Origin of the sequence: Sedimenticola sp., assembly GCF_050289425.1 — a bacterium.
In the GTDB taxonomy this organism is placed as follows: Bacteria; Pseudomonadota; Gammaproteobacteria; order Chromatiales; family Chromatiaceae; genus Sedimenticola.
The window spans coordinates 1-16660 of the sequence record NZ_JBNKFS010000022.1; the positions used below are offsets into that span (position 1 = coordinate 1).

A 16660-nucleotide genomic window follows, 5' to 3' on the forward strand; every position below is an offset into this window, starting at 1 on the left:
CAGATGCGCCTTCACCACGCCAGTCTTATCGTTTCAGACACGCAGCGGGCACTGGCATTTTATCGGGATGTGTTGGGTCTGACCGTTGATCAGACGCGCCCGGATCTGGGTTATCCGGGTGCCTGGATTCAGGTGGGGGCCCATCAAATCCACCTCTTGGAGTTGCCAAACCCTGACCCGCTGACCGGTCGGCCGACCCACGGAGGGCGTGACCGTCATCTGGCTTTACAGGTTGAGTCATTGGAGGGTTTGGTGGGGGCGCTGGATGACGCCGGGATCCACTATACCCTCAGTCGTTCAGGCAGGCGGGCTCTGTTCTGCCGCGATCCGGATCAGAATGCCCTGGAGTTTATCGAGCAGCCATTGGTGTAGCCGACTGGCACTGTTTATCTTCGCAATCACTTTTTATTGTGTGGTTATAAATCACCAAACATTGCCGATATACCTGGGGCTGTTATCACGATGTGGATGTCCGGTGCCGGCCATCTGCACGGTGTAACAGGCCCTACTAAAATTTGTTTGTTGCCGGGTTTCTGGCGTTGGCCCATGGTCCGCTTGTAAGCGTTGCTTGAGCGACATTCAATACTTGAGGTATTGGCATGAAAAAGACGGATCAAACCCTGCTGGATCAAATGCGTATTACCGATCTGGAGATCGATTACCGTAAAAAGCTGTTTATGATTACGGATCAAGATGTACAGGCGTTGAAACGGGCCAAGCCGCTTGTCGAAGCGCACCTCGATACCCTGGTGGCCAGTTTTTATGAGATGCAGACCAATATTCCGGAGATTGCCCTGCTTATTGGCGATGCCGATACCCTGGCGCGTCTGCAAAATGCCCAAAGCCGCTATATCATCGATCTCTTCAGTGGGCTGTATGACCTCGAGTACGTCAATAACCGTCTCAGAATCGGCTTGGTACACAAGCGTATTGGCGTGGAGCCCACGCTATATCTGTCGGCGATCTACACCCTGAAAGGCCTGCTAAACGACCTGGTTCGCCAGGAGACTCCTAAAGGGGAGGAGTATCGTTCGGTCATCGATGCGCTGGAAAAATTGATCTTGTTTGATGTGACGCTGGTATTCGATACCTATATTCGCAGCCTGCTGTCCGAAATTGAAATAGCCAAAGAGAAGGCGGAACACTATGCGCTTGAATTGGAGGAGAAGGTTAAACAGCGTACGCAGCAACTCGAGGAGATGTCGCGTACCGATGCATTGACCGGTTTGCTGAATGTCCGGCACTTGAACGATACCCTCACCCGATGCCTGCGGGCGGCGCAGAGACGCTCGGAACCGGTTTCCATCGTGTACATTGATATTAACGATTTCAAGCTGATCAACGATACGGAAGGCCATCAACGGGGTGATGAAGTGCTGCGCTTACTCGGTGCCGCTGTCAAGCGAGTCGCGCGGAAAGAGGATGTCTGCTTTCGTTATGGCGGGGATGAACTCTGTATCGTCCTGCCCAATTGCCAGGAGCATGACGCACAGGAGATCTACATCACCCGGCTTAAGGCGGAGCTCGGACAGCAACTGGACAATTTGTCACTGAGTACCGGGGTGGTACAAACCGGTCCAGACGATTATGTCGAAGCTGAAGCGTTGATTCGTGAAGCCGATAAAAGAATGTATGAAGTGAAAAAACAGGGCAAGTTACAGGCGACGATGCAACCGTTAGACGACTAGCGAAGACGGGGTTGACCAGGTACGTTACGGTTCGGCCGAATCCAGCAGTTGAAACAAGGGGCCGGCAGAGTCGTAGGCCTGTTTTTCCAACATCCGGTAATGTTTGATCAGCGCCTTGGCGAAGGTTGTCAGGGATGCGCCACCGCCGCCTTTCCCGCCAACGGTCGTCTCCACCAGCGGTTGCCCGAGCGCCTCTTGAACAGTTTCTATCAGTTGCCAGGCGCGTCGAAAGGTCATACCGCACGCTTTCCCTGCCGCAGAGATACTGCCGTTTGCCTCGATCGATTCAAGCAGGGCTATCTTGCCCGGTCCGACAACCGTTTCGTTAAAACGAATCTGCAGTCGTAATTTTGTTTTCATCCGTTTACCCGAGTGTGATCCCTGACGATGAATCCAGGAATCGATGCGCTGAATAATCATCCCTATCCTAAAGCAGCCGTATCCCTGCCACAACAGTATCAGGTCATTTTGGGCTTCAATGTTTTCTTACGGTGTCTGCAGCGGTACTCACGGGCAAACCAGATCAAGGCCAGTAGCTGCAGCGTCAAGATGAATCCGAATGCCGACTGATAGGCCTCTTTCAGATAGTGGCCGGGTGAGACCTGGGGCCAGAGGTTGATTACGGCACCGATACTCGATTGGAGGATAAAGATCGCGACGAATACCAGCAGATTCATGGCGGTATTGACACGCCCGGCGAGGTGTCGGGGGTAGTGCTGCGACAGGACGGCGTATTGCACAATGCCGGTCGTGCCGAAAAAGCCGAATCCGATCCAGACCGGAGTCAACCAGTTTTGTTCGGGCACCAGGATGATCAATAGCTGCAGGCACTGAAACACCAGCATGCCACCAGCCGATAGTAAGATAGGCTCGACTCCCAGGCGTGAAAGCCGTTCAGCCAGTGTCCCCATCACCAGGAAACCGGCCACCATGGCGCAGGCTACCAGAAGCAGGGTATGTGCCATGGCCGTACGCTCCAGACCGCCCAAATCCTGCAGCCAGGGGCCGGCCCAGAGACTCTGTATCGAGATGAAAGAGGATTGGGACAGCATGGTGAGTGGGGAGATCATCCAGAAGAATCGATCAGAGAAGATCGCGCGCAGGCCTTGCAACTGGGCTCGCAGGGTCTCTTTGTGCTGCGTCTCGGTATGTTCCGGTACCAGAAGGAACAGGGTGGCGGACGCGACGACCATCAGGCCCGACAACAGCAGGAAGACGCCACGCCAGTCGGTGATGGTGAGCGCGGCCTGAACCGGCGCGGTGGCCGTAATGGCGCCGACACCGCCCGACGCGAGGATCACGCCGTTCAGCAACGGCAGTTTTTCCGGTTTGAACCAGAGGGTAAAGGTCTTGAAGGCGGCCATCAGGCAAGCCGATACGCCCAGGCCAATCAAGCCCCGGCCAATGATCAGGTCCCAGGCGCTGTTACCTATTGCGAACCAGAGGGCACCGACCGCCGCCACCAATAGCAGCAGGGACTCTATCTTGCGTGGACTGTAGCGATCCAACAGAATGCCCAGTGGGAGTTGTGCAACGGCGAAGGTAAAAAAATAGGATGCCGTCAGCAGGCCCAGGGTATCCGCCTCCAGGGAAAGGTCGGCCACTAGATCCGGGGCCAGCACGGCATTCACCACACGGGCAAGATAAGAGAGGTAATAGCCCAGTGCAAAGGGAAACAGAATGCACAGGAACAGGTGGCGACGGGTGAGACTGGGATCCAAGAGCGGGTGGCCTGTTATCGATAAGAGAGGGATCAGACTATGCCATTGTGTATTGAATCAAGACAAGCCGATGCAGAATGGGGAAATCGGCAGCGGTCGCTTCGGTGAGTCAACGGACCTTGCCACACTGTAATGGAGTAACCTGTATCCCGGGTAAACGGGGCTTTGGTAGGAAGGGCGCGTATGTTGGATTTCAATGAGATGGTCATTTTTGTCAAGGTAGTGGAGTCGGGCAACTTTACCGCCGCGGCGGCCAACCTGGGGATGCCGAAATCGACCGTCAGCCGTAAGATCAGCCAATTGGAGACGCGGTTGGGAACCCGCCTGCTGCAGCGGACCACCCGGCGTGTCAGGACGACCGAGCTGGGAGCTCTGTACTATGAACGTTGCGCCCGTCTGGTGTCTGAGGCGGAGGAGGCTGAACGGGCGATCAGTCAATGCCAGGAGCAGCCGCGGGGGCTGTTGCGGGTTACCATGCCGGTGGATATCGGTATCTCCATTATGCCGGCGATTCTCCGCGAATTCCTGCATCAGTATCCGGAGATCACGTTGCAGGTGGACGTCTCCGACCGCTACGTGGATCTGGTGGGTGAAGGATTCGATATGGCGATCCGCGCCGGTGTTTTGCAAGACTCTACGTTGGTTGCCCATCGACTCTATACCAGCCGTATGTTGATCTGTGCCACCCCGGACTATTTTATCCGCCACGGCAAACCGCTTGTTCCAGCGGATCTACGCCAACATGACTGCATTGTTTTCAACCCAAGCCGAGGTAGCGAATCGCTGAAGTTCAAAGGACCCAAGGGTGAGGAGACGGTGGAGGTCGGCGGTCGACTCAGTATCAACAATTTGAGCGCTATCCGCGGTGCCTGTCTCACCGGAGAGGCAATCGGCATGTTGCCGGAGGTCCAGTGCCAGGATCTGATCGCCACGGGGAAGCTCGTCTCGGTGTTGGATGATTGGTTAGTAAATGCAGGGGGAATCTACGCGGTCTACCCCTCACCGCGTCACCTGACACCCAAGGTCAGGTCGTTCATCGCGTTTCTGGATCAGCAATTTGCCCGTCTCCCTCACTGACCGAGCCATCCATCTCTCTTAACGAGGGTATTGGGTACAGCTCTCTTTGCTGATTGTCCCATATGTGGAACATAGTTTTTAAAAAATACGGTCTAATAACAATACGGGGACAATGCTAGGCTCTCTTTCAAGTTACCCATCACCTGAGAGAGGACGTGACATGTCCAATAAACGCTTACTCCATATCGATAGCAGCGCCCGGCTGACCGGATCCGATTCACGCCGACTCAGCAGTCAGTTTGTCCGGCAGTGGATCGATAATCATCCTGAGTACCAGGTTATTGAACGTGACCTGGTCAGTAAGCCGCTACCCCATCTCGACGAAACCATGCTGGCGGCCATGATGAGCCCGACGGAGCAGCATACGCCAGAGATGGCGCGCATTGCGGAGCGCATCAATATGCTGATTGATGAGTTTCTGTCGGCCGATGCGGTGGTGCTGGGGGTACCCATGTACAACCTGGGTATTCCGTCTACCCTGAAGGCCTACATCGATCACATCGTGATGGCCGGGCGCACCTTTACCTATACCGAGAAAGGGGCCGTGGGACTGGTGACCGACAAACCGGTCTTCATTATTACCGCCCGCGGCGGGGTTCATAGCGGTATGGTTACCGACCAGCAAGTCCCCTACCTGAAGACACTGTTTAATTTTCTCGGTATACAGCAGGTCAACTTCATCCATTCGGAAGGGCTCAATATGGGTGACGAGCTGCGTAGCAAGGGAATCGCCGAGGCGCAGGCTGAAATTGGGCGTTATGCGGCCTGAACCACAGGGGGGCGGTGATGAAGTTGGCTAACACGCATCAAACCTATGGTTGGGTCAGTATCGCCCTGCACTGGGGGATGGCACTGATAATTCTGGGTCTATTTCCGCTCGGCCTTTATATGACCGAGCTGGATTACTACCACCCCTGGTATCAGTTGGCACCGCATATTCATCGCAGTATCGGCATCCTGCTGTTGCTCCTGCTGTTGTTCAGATTGTGCTGGCGGGTGATCAGCCCGCCGCCGCAACCGGTGGGCGGCGATTCCCGTTGGTTGCAGCGTATAGCCGAGCTGGCCCATTGGGGGCTCTATCTGCTGCTGTTGGCTATTGCCCTCAGTGGCTACCTCATCTCGACCGCCGACGGGCGGGGAGTAGATGTGTTTGACTGGTTTACCGTGCCGGCACTGATTCCGGGGTTTCCCAATATGGAGGATGTGGCCGGTGCGATTCACCTCACCCTGGCGATCATCATGATGGGGCTGGTGGGTTTGCACGCCATGGCAGCACTCAAGCATCACTTTGTTGACCGGGACCGGACCCTGTTACGGATGTTCGGCAGAAGCCATCAGCAACAACCAGGCACCCATACACTTGTTAATTATTATTCCAAGGAGAATATATGAAAAAGCCGCTACTCATTTCCCTGTTGATAACGATAGGGGTCGTACTCTCTGCGCCGGTATCGGCTGCTCGCTATGTTATCGATAGCAAAAACGCACATGCCTTTGTTCAGTTCAAGATCGCTCACCTTGGGTATAGCTGGGTGCTGGGGCGTTTTAACCAATTTGAGGGAAGTTTCGATTACGACGAAAACAATCCGTCCGCATCCAAAGTTTCCGTTACGATTAATCCTGCCAGTGTGGACACCAATCATGCCGCGCGTGACAAGCACCTGCGCAGCAAGGATTTCCTTAAGATTGATGCGTTTCCACAGGTGACTTTTAACAGCACCGGCTATGAAGTAACCGGTGCCAACAAAGCCGTACTGAAAGGTGACTTGACCCTGCGCGGTGTCACCAAACCGATCACTATCGATGTGACCCCTATCGGCGCCGGAAAAGATCCCTGGGGCGGCTATCGTCGTGGCTTTGAAGGAACTACCAGACTGGCTCTGGCCGATTTTGGAATCCCGATGGACCTGGGGCCGGCGTCGCGCGAAGTCGAGCTGTTCCTCTCGGTGGAGGGGATTCGTCAATAGTCTTCATTGTCGGGAACAGAGGTGGTGGCCGGTGTCACGATCCGGTGTGACACCGGTGCATCGCTGTCGTTGAAACAACCCAAACCCTAGCTGTAACTCAAGTATTCAAAGCGGACGGCCGACACAGATTTAATTCCCTGTGTAATGCAGAATTAATCGATTCTCTCAGCCGGGCTTATCCGATTTGTCTACGATCCTTGTCATAGAACCCTCTGCAACGCTCCGCTTTGGTGTCCGCCGGGCGATCCATCTGCCGGGCCTGGAACTGCAGGAAGAGGCCGATTCCGCCCAGGCATTGGTGCGGCTCTCCTCAATGTCGGGACAGTCCGGTTGTCCCGACGCCATTATTTTAGGTTGGCCGGCGCGAGCCACGTCTGAGCTGCATGAGTTGGCAACGGTGCTTTGCGACCCACCTTGCAACCGAATACCGCTGATGCTGATGGTACAGGATACACAGGCGCTCAACGGTTTGGCGTTGCTGAATCGAAAAGCGACCTTGATCCAGCATTGGCGGAATCTGGAAGAGACCACGGCGAATCTGCAGCAGATGTTGCTGGCGCATAATCCACCCAATATAACGGAACAGGAACAATATCCGGTTCATGTTTTGCTGGTGGATGACTCGAAAACTATCCGCACCCAGTTTGGCGGGTTACTGCGCAAAGAGGGATACCGGGTGACGCTGACGGGTACGGCGGCTGAGGCCTATAAGGTGGCGAAACAGCAGCCGATCGATATCGCCATCGTTGATTACTACATGCCGGAAGAGAATGGCGATGTACTGTGCCAACGTCTGAAACGGGATCCCGCTACACGCCATATCGAATTGGCGGTATTGACCGGCAACTATGACGATGTGCTGGTTACTGCGGTACTGGCTTCCGGCGCGACAGAATGCATGTTCAAGAATGAATCCAGCCGGCTTTTTCTTGCCCGGGTAAAAGCGCTGGTTCGAAGTTGTGAGCAGCGACGCATAATCGCCAGGGAGAAACAGCAGCTCGACAATATCCTGGATTCCGTTGGGGATGGTGTCTATGGCGTGGACATGGAGGGCATTGTCACCTTCATCAATCCGGCCGCTTTGAAACTGCTGGGTTACGATCGGGAGTCGGATCTGTTGGGCCAATCTGCCCACGCGCTGTTTCACTATGCCGATGTGGCCGGTAACCCGGTGGATCCTCGACACTGTTTTTTACAACAGGCCTATCAACTGGGTGATGAGCTACTGCAATGGGAGACCCAGTTTCAAACCGCACGAGGGACGGCCATTTCTGTCGAGTGCAGCGTTCGTCCGCGCCACTTTGACGGTTACCTGGCCGGCTCGGTAGTGGCCTTCCGGGATATCTCCGAACGCTTGCTGTTCGAAGAGGAGTTGAAATGGCAGGTCAATCATGACCATCTGACCAAACTCTTGAACCGGCAGTATCTGGAACAGGCGCTGGAACAGGAGATACGGCGTCTGTTTCGCACCGGCGAAACTTCAGCGCTCCTGTTCATCGACATCGATCGCTTTAAACAGATCAACGACCTGGCCGGCCATGCCGCTGGAGATCAGCTGTTGATAGAGGTCAGCAACAAACTGAAGCAGCGTGTACGTCAAAGTGATCTCATCGCCCGGGTATCCGGAGATGAGTTTGTAGTCATTCTGCACAACGTAAAACAGGAAAAGGCCTACAAGTTGGCGGAGAATCTGCGGGAAATACTCGATGAAGCCGTTTTTCAATATGGTGAGCGGGTATTCGATATTACCGGCAGTATCGGCATGACGATGATCGATGCAAGCAGCTTTTCGGCTGAGCGTGTGTTGGCCAACGCCGATTCGGCTTGCCACACCGCCAAATGCCAGGGCAGAAATCGCATACACCTGTTTGATGAGGACAAGGATATCTCTCCCTTCGACAAACAGGAGCAGGGTTGGATCAGTCGTCTCACCCAGGCGTTGGAGAAGGGACGCTTCCAACTCGCGTTCCAACCGGTATTTGCCACGTACCACGTGCAGTCGATACTGGAAAACTGTGATACGAAGCATGACGGTCAATCCAATCTGATTGACGCAATCGAATGCCGGTGCGATTTCTATGAAGTGCAGATTCAACTGCCGGATGCCCAGGGTAATCCGTTGCCGGCCGCCGCGTTTCTGCCGGCGGCCGAACGCTTTGATCTGATCGGTAACATCGACTGCTACGTGATTAAGCGGGTGGTGAACCTGATACGTCGACAGTCCTGTAACGGCTGTGGCAGCATGGCGTATGCGGTTTCGATTTCAGAACAGACCTTACTGCAACACGATTTTGTCACCCTGTTGGATAATCTGGTGAGTGAAGCGGGCGTGGCGCCGGAGGCATTACTGTTTTCGCTGCGTGAAAACCATCCCGGTAGCCATGCTCGCGAGATACAGGCAAAACTGACGCTACTCTACGCCAGGGGGTTTGGGGTGATACTGGGCGAGCAAGTGCGCGGTTATACCGCGTTAACCCATTTGCGTCAGCTTCATGCCTCCCATATCACCATCAATGAAAATTTTATTGACGGGTTGCCGACCGATCCCATCGATCAAGCTGTGGTTAGGGCCATTGTCGATGTTTCCCATGCTCAGAAAAGAAAGACTATTGCCCGTCATGTCGAGAACCTGGAAACCTGCCAAGCCCTGGCTCATCTTAAAGTGGACTATCTGCAAGGGGATTTTCTTGCCCAAGCTATCAGCGAATCGGAGTTGGAGCAGGGTGTCACCGTCCAGCCGGCACGCCAAATCGTTTGACAGCGGCGTTGTCAAATACCTTATAAAACTACGGGTTGATCTCAGAACATTTCTCACGCATCTGTAGTCCTACAGAGAAATATCCGCCAAGGTGATGTGATGCAAATGCGACAGCTGTTTGATAAGGAGTCCAGTACCTACAGTTATCTCTTATGGGATAAGCAGACACTGGATGCGGTGATCATCGACCCGGTGCTGGAACAGGTTGAGCGTGATATCCGGTTGATTGAAGAGTTGGGGTTGAACCTGCGCTATTCACTGGAAACCCATATCCATGCCGATCATATCACCGGTGCCGCGCAGCTACGTGACCGCTTCGACTGCCATGTTGCTGTGCATGAAAATGCACGGGCTGCCTGCGCCGATGTCTGGTTGAAGCAGGGTGACCATATCCTGTTCGGCGACAATGTCCTGAAGGTGTTGCACACCCCGGGACATACCGCTACCGACATCTGCTACCTGGCGGCGGATCGGGTTTTTACCGGCGACACCCTGTTGGTCCGTGGTAGCGGACGCACCGATTTTCAGTCCGGTGATGCCGGGCAGGCTTACGACTCGGTTATCGACAAGCTGTTTGTGTTGCCGGATAAAATAAGAGTCTATCCGGCCCACGACTATAACGGCATGACCACCTCAACCATCGGTGAAGAGAAGCGCCTGAATCCCCGGTTAGGTGGCAATCAGACGCGGGAAGGGTATATCCGCATCATGGAAGGTATGAAGCTGGAGAAGCCACAAAAAATTGATGTGGCGGTGGCCGGAAATCAGCGTTGCGGCATCAGCGCGTCGGAAGGGCTCGTCAACCAAGCCGGCAGCACCCTGGATTAGCCTCACTTTTCACTCTGACTCCAGCCTGGCCACGCGCTTCAGGTGCTCCTGCCAATATTTTTCCTGGTTGGCACCCAATTCATAGAGAAAGCGCCAGTCGTACAGGCCGGAGTTGTGGCCATCATCGAAATAGAGCTTCAGGGCATAATTGCCGATGGGCTTGATCTGTTCCAATACCACGTCCTGCTTATTCAGCACCAGAATCCGCTCCTTGCCGAAACGTGCCCGTACCTCCTTTGAGGGGGAGAATACCCGAAGGTATTCCCACGGCAGATTAAAGCGTTCGCCGTTATCAAATACCAGTTCAAGGGTACGTGACTGTTGGTGCAGGACAATATCGGTGGGTTTGGTCTTTATTTGCATGACGGATAAGATGAGGATCAGTTCGTCGATTGCAAGAGTGAAGCTCGGGGTCCGTCAACCGGCTCGGGGCTGAAACGGAAACAGGAGAGAAAAATGGATGAGCGGGTACCAAGCCGGGAAGAGGCGTTTCAACTGTTAGCCACCTATACCAAGACGGAGAGCCTGATCAAACACGGGCTGGCGGTCGAGGCGGTGATGCGTTATTTCGCCCGTCAGCGGGGAGGCGATGAAGAGCAGTGGGGTATCGTGGGTCTGGTGCATGACCTGGACTATGAGCAGTTTCCTGAAATGCACTGCATAAAAACGGAGCAGATTCTGCGGGAACAGCAGTGGCCGGAGGTCTATATCCGGGCGGTGATCAGTCACGGCTGGGGGATCTGCAACGATATTGAACCGCTCAGCGATATGGAAAAGGTGCTCTATGCCACCGATGAACTGACCGGTCTGGTGACGACCACCGCCCTGGTTCGGCCCTCAAAAAGCGTTTTGGATCTGGAGGCGAAATCGGTCATTAAAAAGTGGAAGGATAAAAGCTTTGCGGCAAAGGTGGACCGCAGCCTCATTGACCGCGGCGCCGACATGCTGGGTATGGAGCGCCGGGAATTGATCACCCAGACTATCCTCGGGATGCGCGAAGTGGCCGATCAAATTGGACTCAAGGGGGCTTCGTGAGTCCACCAATCCATCCCGATGAAGTAAAGGCGTATTATTGTAGAAATCGGGTTTAGTTCATCCAGATCAATTTCATCACCGGTTTCTTCCCCTAGAATGGCCCGGAATTTATGTTCCCCTGTTTTTAATGAGGAATTAAGGGTGGATACGGGGTGGAGATTCGCGTCTGATATGAATTTTGTTACGAACTCACTAAAGTCTATCTGCACCGCATTTGGTGTCCACACCTGGGAGCAGGCCTATGAACTGCTCTGCGGTAATCGACACACCCTCTCGATTCAACAACACCGCGCCGAACTGCTCCTGAATCGCATATTCTTTTTTTCCTCAACCTTTGCCGTATTGACCCCCGCCTGGATACTGGTCGATGGGCTTATCTTTCCCTGGCCGCTATGGGTGGAGTTGGCCGTTCTGAGGATTCTTGCCGGCGTGGTGTTTTTGGCAATCGCCTGGCAGACCAGACGTGACGCCAGTCTGATGCGTGCGCGTATATTATTGATCACATTGCTGTTTCTGCCTTACCTCTTCTATTTTGTGGCGGATTTTATGCTTTCCCGCTATGGTTTGACCGGGATACAGAGCGCGACGGCCGATATTTATCGACTGTTGCCGTTTGTCATTATTGCCGGTTTAAGCCTGTTTCCCTTGACCCTAATCGAGTTCGGTTTCTATGCGCTGCCGCTGTTGGCCTTGACGCTATACTCTGTGTTTGCCACCAATGGGGTGGAGTTCAATACGGCTGTCTCCACGGTGTGGTTGTTTCTACTGATCCTGGGTGTTTCGCTGATCTCGTCACTGAATCAGCTCCGCTACATGATCTCTCTAACCAGCCAGGCTGCTTACGATGTACTGACCGGGGCGTTGACGCGCCGTGCCGGCATTGAGGCGATGGAACTGCAGTTCCGCTTGGCCAAGATACGGGGTGAGAATTTAGCTGTGGCGTTTCTCGACCTGGACCATTTCAAATCTCTTAACGATACGTTTGGCCATCAGGCGGGTGATATGGCGTTGCGCGGGGTGGGCGACCGATTACAAGAGACGGTGCGCAAGATCGATACGGTGGTTCGCTGGGGCGGGGAAGAGTTTATCTTGATTTTTCCCGGTGCGAGCTGCGCTGAGGCGAGAGTGGTATTGGGTCGGCTGATACAGGCCGGTCTTGGGCATCGTCCGAACGGTGAGCCGTTGACGGCGAGCATCGGCGTAGCCGAACTGCGCTTGGATAAAATCCGCCACTGGAAAGAGTTACTGGCCCTCGCGGATTCAAGAATGTATCGCGCCAAAGATGCCGGTCGCGCACGTTGCCTGGATAGTCATGATCACGAATTGGCTTGGCATGATCAAACTGATTGGGCACTCGACACGGCGTGACTGGTTCCGGGAAAACCCAGGTACCTAAAATACATTTCCTGCCGTCATCCAATTGGCTCAAAGGTTTTTCGCTGCGTAAATCCTGGATCTCAATTGAGCCAACAGACCGAACGTGCCTGCAATGGCAGATCGTCCAGTATGTCATCGCTATGATTATGCTAGACTTTTAGTAATGCAATAAGTGGGAGCAGGAGGCTCTATAACTGGAGACCTCCGGTATGTCTCTCGTAGGTAGGTTTGCCAACCTCAGTCAACGGACCCAGCTGATGGGTATCGTCTTCCTGGCGATGGTACTGCTGGGCGCGTTTTATCTCTATACCATCTTCTCATCGCGTGATATTCAGGAAGCGCAGGCCGAATCCCAGGTATTGAGTCAAGCCAAGTTGGTGGCGGTAACGCACCAGGAGTGGCTAGAAGAGTCTGAGAATCTGCTGTTTGCCCTGTCTACCGCCTTGCATTTGCACAGCGAACCCCAACTGCAGCCCTACTGTACAGAGCTATTCGCCAGCTTTATGTCTCGGGCGAAGGGTTTTGATATCATCCTGTTGGTTGCTCCCAATGGCGATCTGTTGTGTGCGCCGCAACCGGTCAAGCGGCCGGTCAATTTTTCCGATCGCAGCTATTTTAAACGAGCCAAGCAGAGCCGGGGATTCTCTGTGGGCGAATATATTATCGGCCGGGTCAGTGGCCGCCGCGTGCTGCCGTTGGCCCTTCCTTCCTTCCGGGACAACGGCGAACTGGATTTCCTTTTGGTAGCCGGCCGCGAACTGGACTGGATTGGTGAACTCATCACCCGACAACAGTTCTCGGCCCAGGGGGAGGTAATCGTAATCGACGGTCAAGGTACAGTCTTGGGGCGTTATCCTAATGGTGAGCGCTATCGTGAAAAGCCGCTAACGGAAAAGACGGTTCTGCAGGCCGTTCGGGAACACGGTCAAGGGTCACTGCAGGCCGTGGACGAACAGGGTGTTAGACGCTTCTACGGATACACCCAGTTGGGAGAGAATGTCAGGGGTATCACGGTTATCGTGAGTCGTCCTTATGAACAGTTGATGAGTACCTCGCGGCATTTCCTCTTCAGCAGTCTCTGGCAGTTGGCGTCGGCTTTGATACTGGTGGCAGGTGCCTTGTGGTTTGGCATCGGGCGGCTGATTCTTGAGCCGCTGCAACAGCTGTCGAAAAGCATGCAGCATATCAGTAACGGGCAGACCGATGAGCGTATTCAACATTTAGGGCGGTCGAGCGAGTTCGGGCAGATTGCCTCCAGTTTCAATGTCATGCTCGATACCTTGCAGAAGGCTACGGATCAGTTACGCTTGTTGTCGGAAAAAGACCCGCTGATAGATATTGCCAACCGGCGGGTATTTATTCGGCGTTTTGAAGAAGAGCGGAAACGGGCCCAGCGTCTGCAACAACCGCTCACCCTGTTGATGATAGATATCGACTACTTCAAACGTTACAACGATAGCTATGGGCACCAGCAGGGTGACCGGGCGTTACTGACAGTTGCCGAGGTGATCAAACAGGGGCAACGCCGGGCGGGAGATCTGGCGGCCCGTTACGGTGGCGAGGAGTTTGTCCTGTTGTTGCCCGATACCGATGCGGAGGGCGCTATTCATTTGGCGAAAGAGTTGCAACAGCAGTTGGATGCGCGGGCAATAGCGCATAACGACTCCGACGTCAGTGACCGCATCACAATCAGTATCGGTATCGCCACGGCCAGTGATTATGCCGCCAGTGAACGATTGTTGGCGAACGCCGATAAGGCGCTTTATCAAGCTAAACATACCGGCCGCAACGGTTGGGTGCATAGTAGGGACTTGGTGTCGTAGTGAATCAATATGATTAGTAATAAACGGAATGCTGCCTGTGGTATTGTAGCGATGGTATGACCAAGCCATCCGTATCCGCCTATCAATACACTTTGCTCTATCATCTGTAGATCTGGCTGTCACTAGCCGAAACAGCGTAAGCAATGTAAAACCGGACAGCACAGCGGGATGGCCGCTAAATACCATTGGCTGCTTAATCATGACACAGGTCGATCGAAGTGCTCTCGCTACAATAAACAGACCCACTAATAACTCTTTGTAAGGTTTGATGAGGGCACGCATGGACGGCATATGACAATGATGATTTTGGGGTAGATTATTCATTTTTCAGCTAACTCAAACGGTTCCCGTTGCATCGGCTGAATACTAATCGCACATTTGTTTAAGACTAGCCGGATGATGAAGAGGATGCCTTGATCTCGGTTGTAATGAAGTGTGGGATTATTGCTTTGACCGATCGTTACTGTTTGAGCAGTAGACCGTCTAAATGGAATAGATGAAATGCCATATTAGACTTTATGGATAGGGCGGACTTCAGTTGCAGTGCAGTTTTTGGTCGTCCCAAGCTAGGATGATGAGGTAACCTTCTCTTCCTGAACTATCTTGTATCCGTGACCTCTTATTCCTTCTATCAATAACTGCACACTATCCTCTGGTAATCCGGCCATTTTTAGCGCTTCGGCACCGAGCCGTAGACTGGCCTCAATCGCCTCAGGAAATGCTTGGGTGGCACCTGCCTTGAGTAATTGGGCACTTGCCTCCAGGTCCCGCGCACGAGCGATGACCGGAAGGCTCGGGTAGACGTTTCGGATGTGGGAGACCGCACGTAGCATCGTTGGGCCGTGGTCTATGGTGAGCACTACCAGCGATGAGCGTTCCACATGTGCCGCGGCTAGCAACTCCGGGTCAGAGATGTCGCCATAGAGTACCTGGTGTCCATTGCTATTTCCGCGTTCGACGTGTAGGGGATTGGTATCAAATGCGATAAATTGAATACCGCTTGTTTGCAGCAGTGTGGCAACGGTATGGCCAACTCGTCCATATCCGCCTATAAGTACGCTTCGCTCTGCCATCTGCAAACCGCTGGTTGTATGCTCAGCGTTTGATAGCGTTACTTTATCTAAACGTTTGGCCAGCCCATCACCCAGTTGGATCAGTAAGGGTGTGAAGAGCATACTTAGCGAGATCACCGCCACTGCCATGATAAAGATGTCCGCATTAATCACGCCGAGGGCAAGAGCTGAACCGAATAGCACAAAACCAAATTCGCCTGCCTGGGCCAACAGGAAGGTGATACGAGTAGCGTCACCCCGGCTATAGCCGAAGGCGATCGCGAGCGGAAACAGTACCAGCAATTTAATACCGATCAGCACAGTGGTGTGGCCGATAAACGCCATTGGCCGCTCTGCCAGGGCACCCAAATTGATCGACATGCCTACAGCCACAAAAAATAGGCTCATCAATAACCCCTTGTAAGGTTCGATGAAGGCACGTACCTGCATGTTATAACTGGATCCGGACAGCAACATGCCCATAATAAATGCGCCCAGGGCCATCGACAGTCCAGCTTGATGCATCATCCAAGCAGCGAAGAAGACCGCCAGTAACACCACCAGCAGAAACGCCTCGCGGTTGTCGTGGCGTGCCAGCCACTCTAAAGCCATTGGAACGATCTTTAATCCAAATATCCAGAGCACTACAAACATCCCGGTGAGGATTAGTAGTTGCTGCCACATCGGAATGCCGGAAGAGATGGGTGTGCTTTCGGATAACAGCGGCACCATCGCCAACAGGGGTACCACTGCTAGATCCTGCATCAGTAGAATAGCAAAGGTAGCGTTACCATGTTGGCTCGCCAATTCACCCCGCTCTTGTAACAGTTGCATCACAAAGGCGGTTGATGAGAGCGATAGGGTCAAACCAATCAGTAGTGCCGTTGGCCAGGAATTCACACTCAAGGAGACATAAAGGGTAATTGCTAGACCCACCAGTATGATTTGCAGAGAGCCTAAACCGAAAAGATTGCGCCGCATCGACCAGAGGCGCTCAGGTCTCATCTCCAGGCCAATAACAAACATCAGCAGCACCACACCCAGTTCCGTGAAATGGCGTACATCCTCCACATGATCCGTCACATAGGGGCCGGGCGAGTGTGGGCCCACTACAACTCCGGCAATCAACAACCCCAGTATCGAACCCAGTCCCAGATGTCTGAACAGAGCAACAGCCACTGAGGTAACCGCGAGCAACAGTAGGGCGGAAAAGATGAAAGTGTCGAGATGCACGTGGTCACCAATTGTCAACAAGCCTTTCTATGATGATAGCGGTGGATGAGGGTGTAGAGAAGCAGGGAGTCGATAAGCGCCATTTCATCTAATTAATCCAC

General features: G+C 53.6%; 15 protein-coding genes. 11 read left to right on the plus strand and 4 right to left on the minus strand.

Annotated features, from left to right (window positions below; genetic code table 11):
* The first annotated feature begins 3 nt into the window (after positions 1-3).
* Positions 4-372, plus strand: a complete 369-nt coding sequence (locus ACQY5R_RS14380; RefSeq protein ID WP_428609740.1) for a VOC family protein — start codon at positions 4-6, stop codon at positions 370-372.
* Positions 373-599: 227 nt separating this feature from the next.
* Positions 600-1688 (plus strand): GGDEF domain-containing protein, encoded by a 1089-nt coding sequence (locus ACQY5R_RS14385; RefSeq protein ID WP_428609622.1) that lies wholly within the window; start codon positions 600-602, stop codon positions 1686-1688.
* Between the two features lie 24 nt (positions 1689-1712).
* Here ACQY5R_RS14385 and ACQY5R_RS14390 read toward each other — a convergent pair whose 3' ends face one another.
* Both ACQY5R_RS14390 and ACQY5R_RS14395 read right to left on the minus strand, forming a co-directional pair.
* Positions 1713-2048 (minus strand): winged helix-turn-helix domain-containing protein, encoded by a 336-nt coding sequence (locus ACQY5R_RS14390; protein ID WP_428609624.1) that lies wholly within the window; start codon positions 2046-2048, stop codon positions 1713-1715.
* Between the two features lie 98 nt (positions 2049-2146).
* On the minus strand, positions 2147-3409 hold the full coding sequence (locus tag ACQY5R_RS14395; RefSeq protein ID WP_428609626.1) for an MFS transporter: 1263 nt from the start codon (positions 3407-3409) through the stop codon (positions 2147-2149).
* 183 nt (positions 3410-3592) lie between these two features.
* Here ACQY5R_RS14395 and ACQY5R_RS14400 point away from each other — a divergent pair, with 183 nt between their 5' ends.
* The 6 genes from ACQY5R_RS14400 to ACQY5R_RS14425 all read left to right on the plus strand — a co-directional run bounded on the left by ACQY5R_RS14400 (position 3593) and on the right by ACQY5R_RS14425 (position 10039).
* Complete coding sequence (locus ACQY5R_RS14400) at positions 3593-4486, plus strand: LysR family transcriptional regulator (protein WP_428609628.1); 894 nt, start codon at positions 3593-3595, stop codon at positions 4484-4486.
* A 160-nt stretch (positions 4487-4646) separates the two neighbouring features.
* Positions 4647-5255: an FMN-dependent NADH-azoreductase gene (locus ACQY5R_RS14405; RefSeq protein ID WP_428609630.1), complete on the plus strand. Its 609-nt coding sequence runs from the start codon at positions 4647-4649 to the stop codon at positions 5253-5255.
* 17 nt (positions 5256-5272) lie between these two features.
* A complete protein-coding gene (locus ACQY5R_RS14410; RefSeq protein WP_428609632.1) occupies positions 5273-5878 on the plus strand; it encodes a cytochrome b in 606 nt (201 codons plus the stop codon).
* Entirely contained in the window at positions 5875-6453 is a 579-nt protein-coding gene (locus ACQY5R_RS14415) for a YceI family protein (protein ID WP_428609633.1), read from the plus strand. The genes ACQY5R_RS14410 and ACQY5R_RS14415 overlap by 4 nt, the downstream gene beginning before the upstream one ends.
* 184 nt (positions 6454-6637) lie before the next feature.
* Positions 6638-9211 carry a diguanylate cyclase domain-containing protein gene (locus ACQY5R_RS14420; protein WP_428609635.1) on the plus strand — a complete coding sequence of 858 codons (2574 nt, stop codon included), beginning with the start codon at positions 6638-6640 and terminating at the stop codon, positions 9209-9211.
* Between the two features lie 99 nt (positions 9212-9310).
* Positions 9311-10039 carry an MBL fold metallo-hydrolase gene (locus tag ACQY5R_RS14425; protein WP_428609636.1) on the plus strand — a complete coding sequence of 243 codons (729 nt, stop codon included), beginning with the start codon at positions 9311-9313 and terminating at the stop codon, positions 10037-10039.
* A gap of 9 nt (positions 10040-10048) precedes the next feature.
* On the opposite strand, the gene ACQY5R_RS14430 is transcribed toward ACQY5R_RS14425, so the two are convergent.
* Positions 10049-10402, minus strand: a complete 354-nt coding sequence (locus tag ACQY5R_RS14430; RefSeq protein ID WP_428609637.1) for a gamma-butyrobetaine hydroxylase-like domain-containing protein — start codon at positions 10400-10402, stop codon at positions 10049-10051.
* Positions 10403-10495: 93 nt separating this feature from the next.
* Between ACQY5R_RS14430 and ACQY5R_RS14435 the strand changes: the two genes are divergently transcribed.
* The 3 genes from ACQY5R_RS14435 to ACQY5R_RS14445 all read left to right on the plus strand — a co-directional run bounded on the left by ACQY5R_RS14435 (position 10496) and on the right by ACQY5R_RS14445 (position 14274).
* Positions 10496-11074 (plus strand): hypothetical protein, encoded by a 579-nt coding sequence (locus ACQY5R_RS14435; RefSeq protein WP_428609638.1) that lies wholly within the window; start codon positions 10496-10498, stop codon positions 11072-11074.
* Between the two features lie 171 nt (positions 11075-11245).
* Positions 11246-12442, plus strand: coding sequence for a diguanylate cyclase (locus ACQY5R_RS14440; protein WP_428609639.1), 1197 nt, complete (start codon positions 11246-11248; stop codon positions 12440-12442).
* Between the two features lie 218 nt (positions 12443-12660).
* Complete coding sequence (locus tag ACQY5R_RS14445; RefSeq protein ID WP_428609641.1) at positions 12661-14274, plus strand: sensor domain-containing diguanylate cyclase; 1614 nt, start codon at positions 12661-12663, stop codon at positions 14272-14274.
* A gap of 566 nt (positions 14275-14840) precedes the next feature.
* Here the strand turns inward: ACQY5R_RS14445 and ACQY5R_RS14450 are convergent.
* Positions 14841-16577 (minus strand): cation:proton antiporter, encoded by a 1737-nt coding sequence (locus ACQY5R_RS14450; RefSeq protein WP_428609643.1) that lies wholly within the window; start codon positions 16575-16577, stop codon positions 14841-14843.
* Positions 16578-16660 lie beyond the last annotated feature (83 nt).

Coding starts and splice junctions, on each gene's coding strand:
- ACQY5R_RS14410 (WP_428609632.1), top strand. CDS start 5,273: ATGAAGTTGGCTAACACGCATCAAACCTATGGTTGGGTCAGTATCGCC.
- ACQY5R_RS14440 (WP_428609639.1), top strand. CDS start 11,246: ATGAATTTTGTTACGAACTCACTAAAGTCTATCTGCACCGCATTTGGT.
- ACQY5R_RS14445 (WP_428609641.1), top strand. CDS start 12,661: ATGTCTCTCGTAGGTAGGTTTGCCAACCTCAGTCAACGGACCCAGCTG.
- ACQY5R_RS14385 (WP_428609622.1), top strand. CDS start 600: ATGAAAAAGACGGATCAAACCCTGCTGGATCAAATGCGTATTACCGAT.
- ACQY5R_RS14405 (WP_428609630.1), top strand. CDS start 4,647: ATGTCCAATAAACGCTTACTCCATATCGATAGCAGCGCCCGGCTGACC.
- ACQY5R_RS14400 (WP_428609628.1), top strand. CDS start 3,593: ATGTTGGATTTCAATGAGATGGTCATTTTTGTCAAGGTAGTGGAGTCG.
- ACQY5R_RS14380 (WP_428609740.1), top strand. CDS start 4: ATGCGCCTTCACCACGCCAGTCTTATCGTTTCAGACACGCAGCGGGCA.
- ACQY5R_RS14415 (WP_428609633.1), top strand. CDS start 5,875: ATGAAAAAGCCGCTACTCATTTCCCTGTTGATAACGATAGGGGTCGTA.
- ACQY5R_RS14390 (WP_428609624.1), bottom strand. CDS start 2,048: ATGAAAACAAAATTACGACTGCAGATTCGTTTTAACGAAACGGTTGTC.
- ACQY5R_RS14435 (WP_428609638.1), top strand. CDS start 10,496: ATGGATGAGCGGGTACCAAGCCGGGAAGAGGCGTTTCAACTGTTAGCC.
- ACQY5R_RS14425 (WP_428609636.1), top strand. CDS start 9,311: ATGCAAATGCGACAGCTGTTTGATAAGGAGTCCAGTACCTACAGTTAT.
- ACQY5R_RS14430 (WP_428609637.1), bottom strand. CDS start 10,402: ATGCAAATAAAGACCAAACCCACCGATATTGTCCTGCACCAACAGTCA.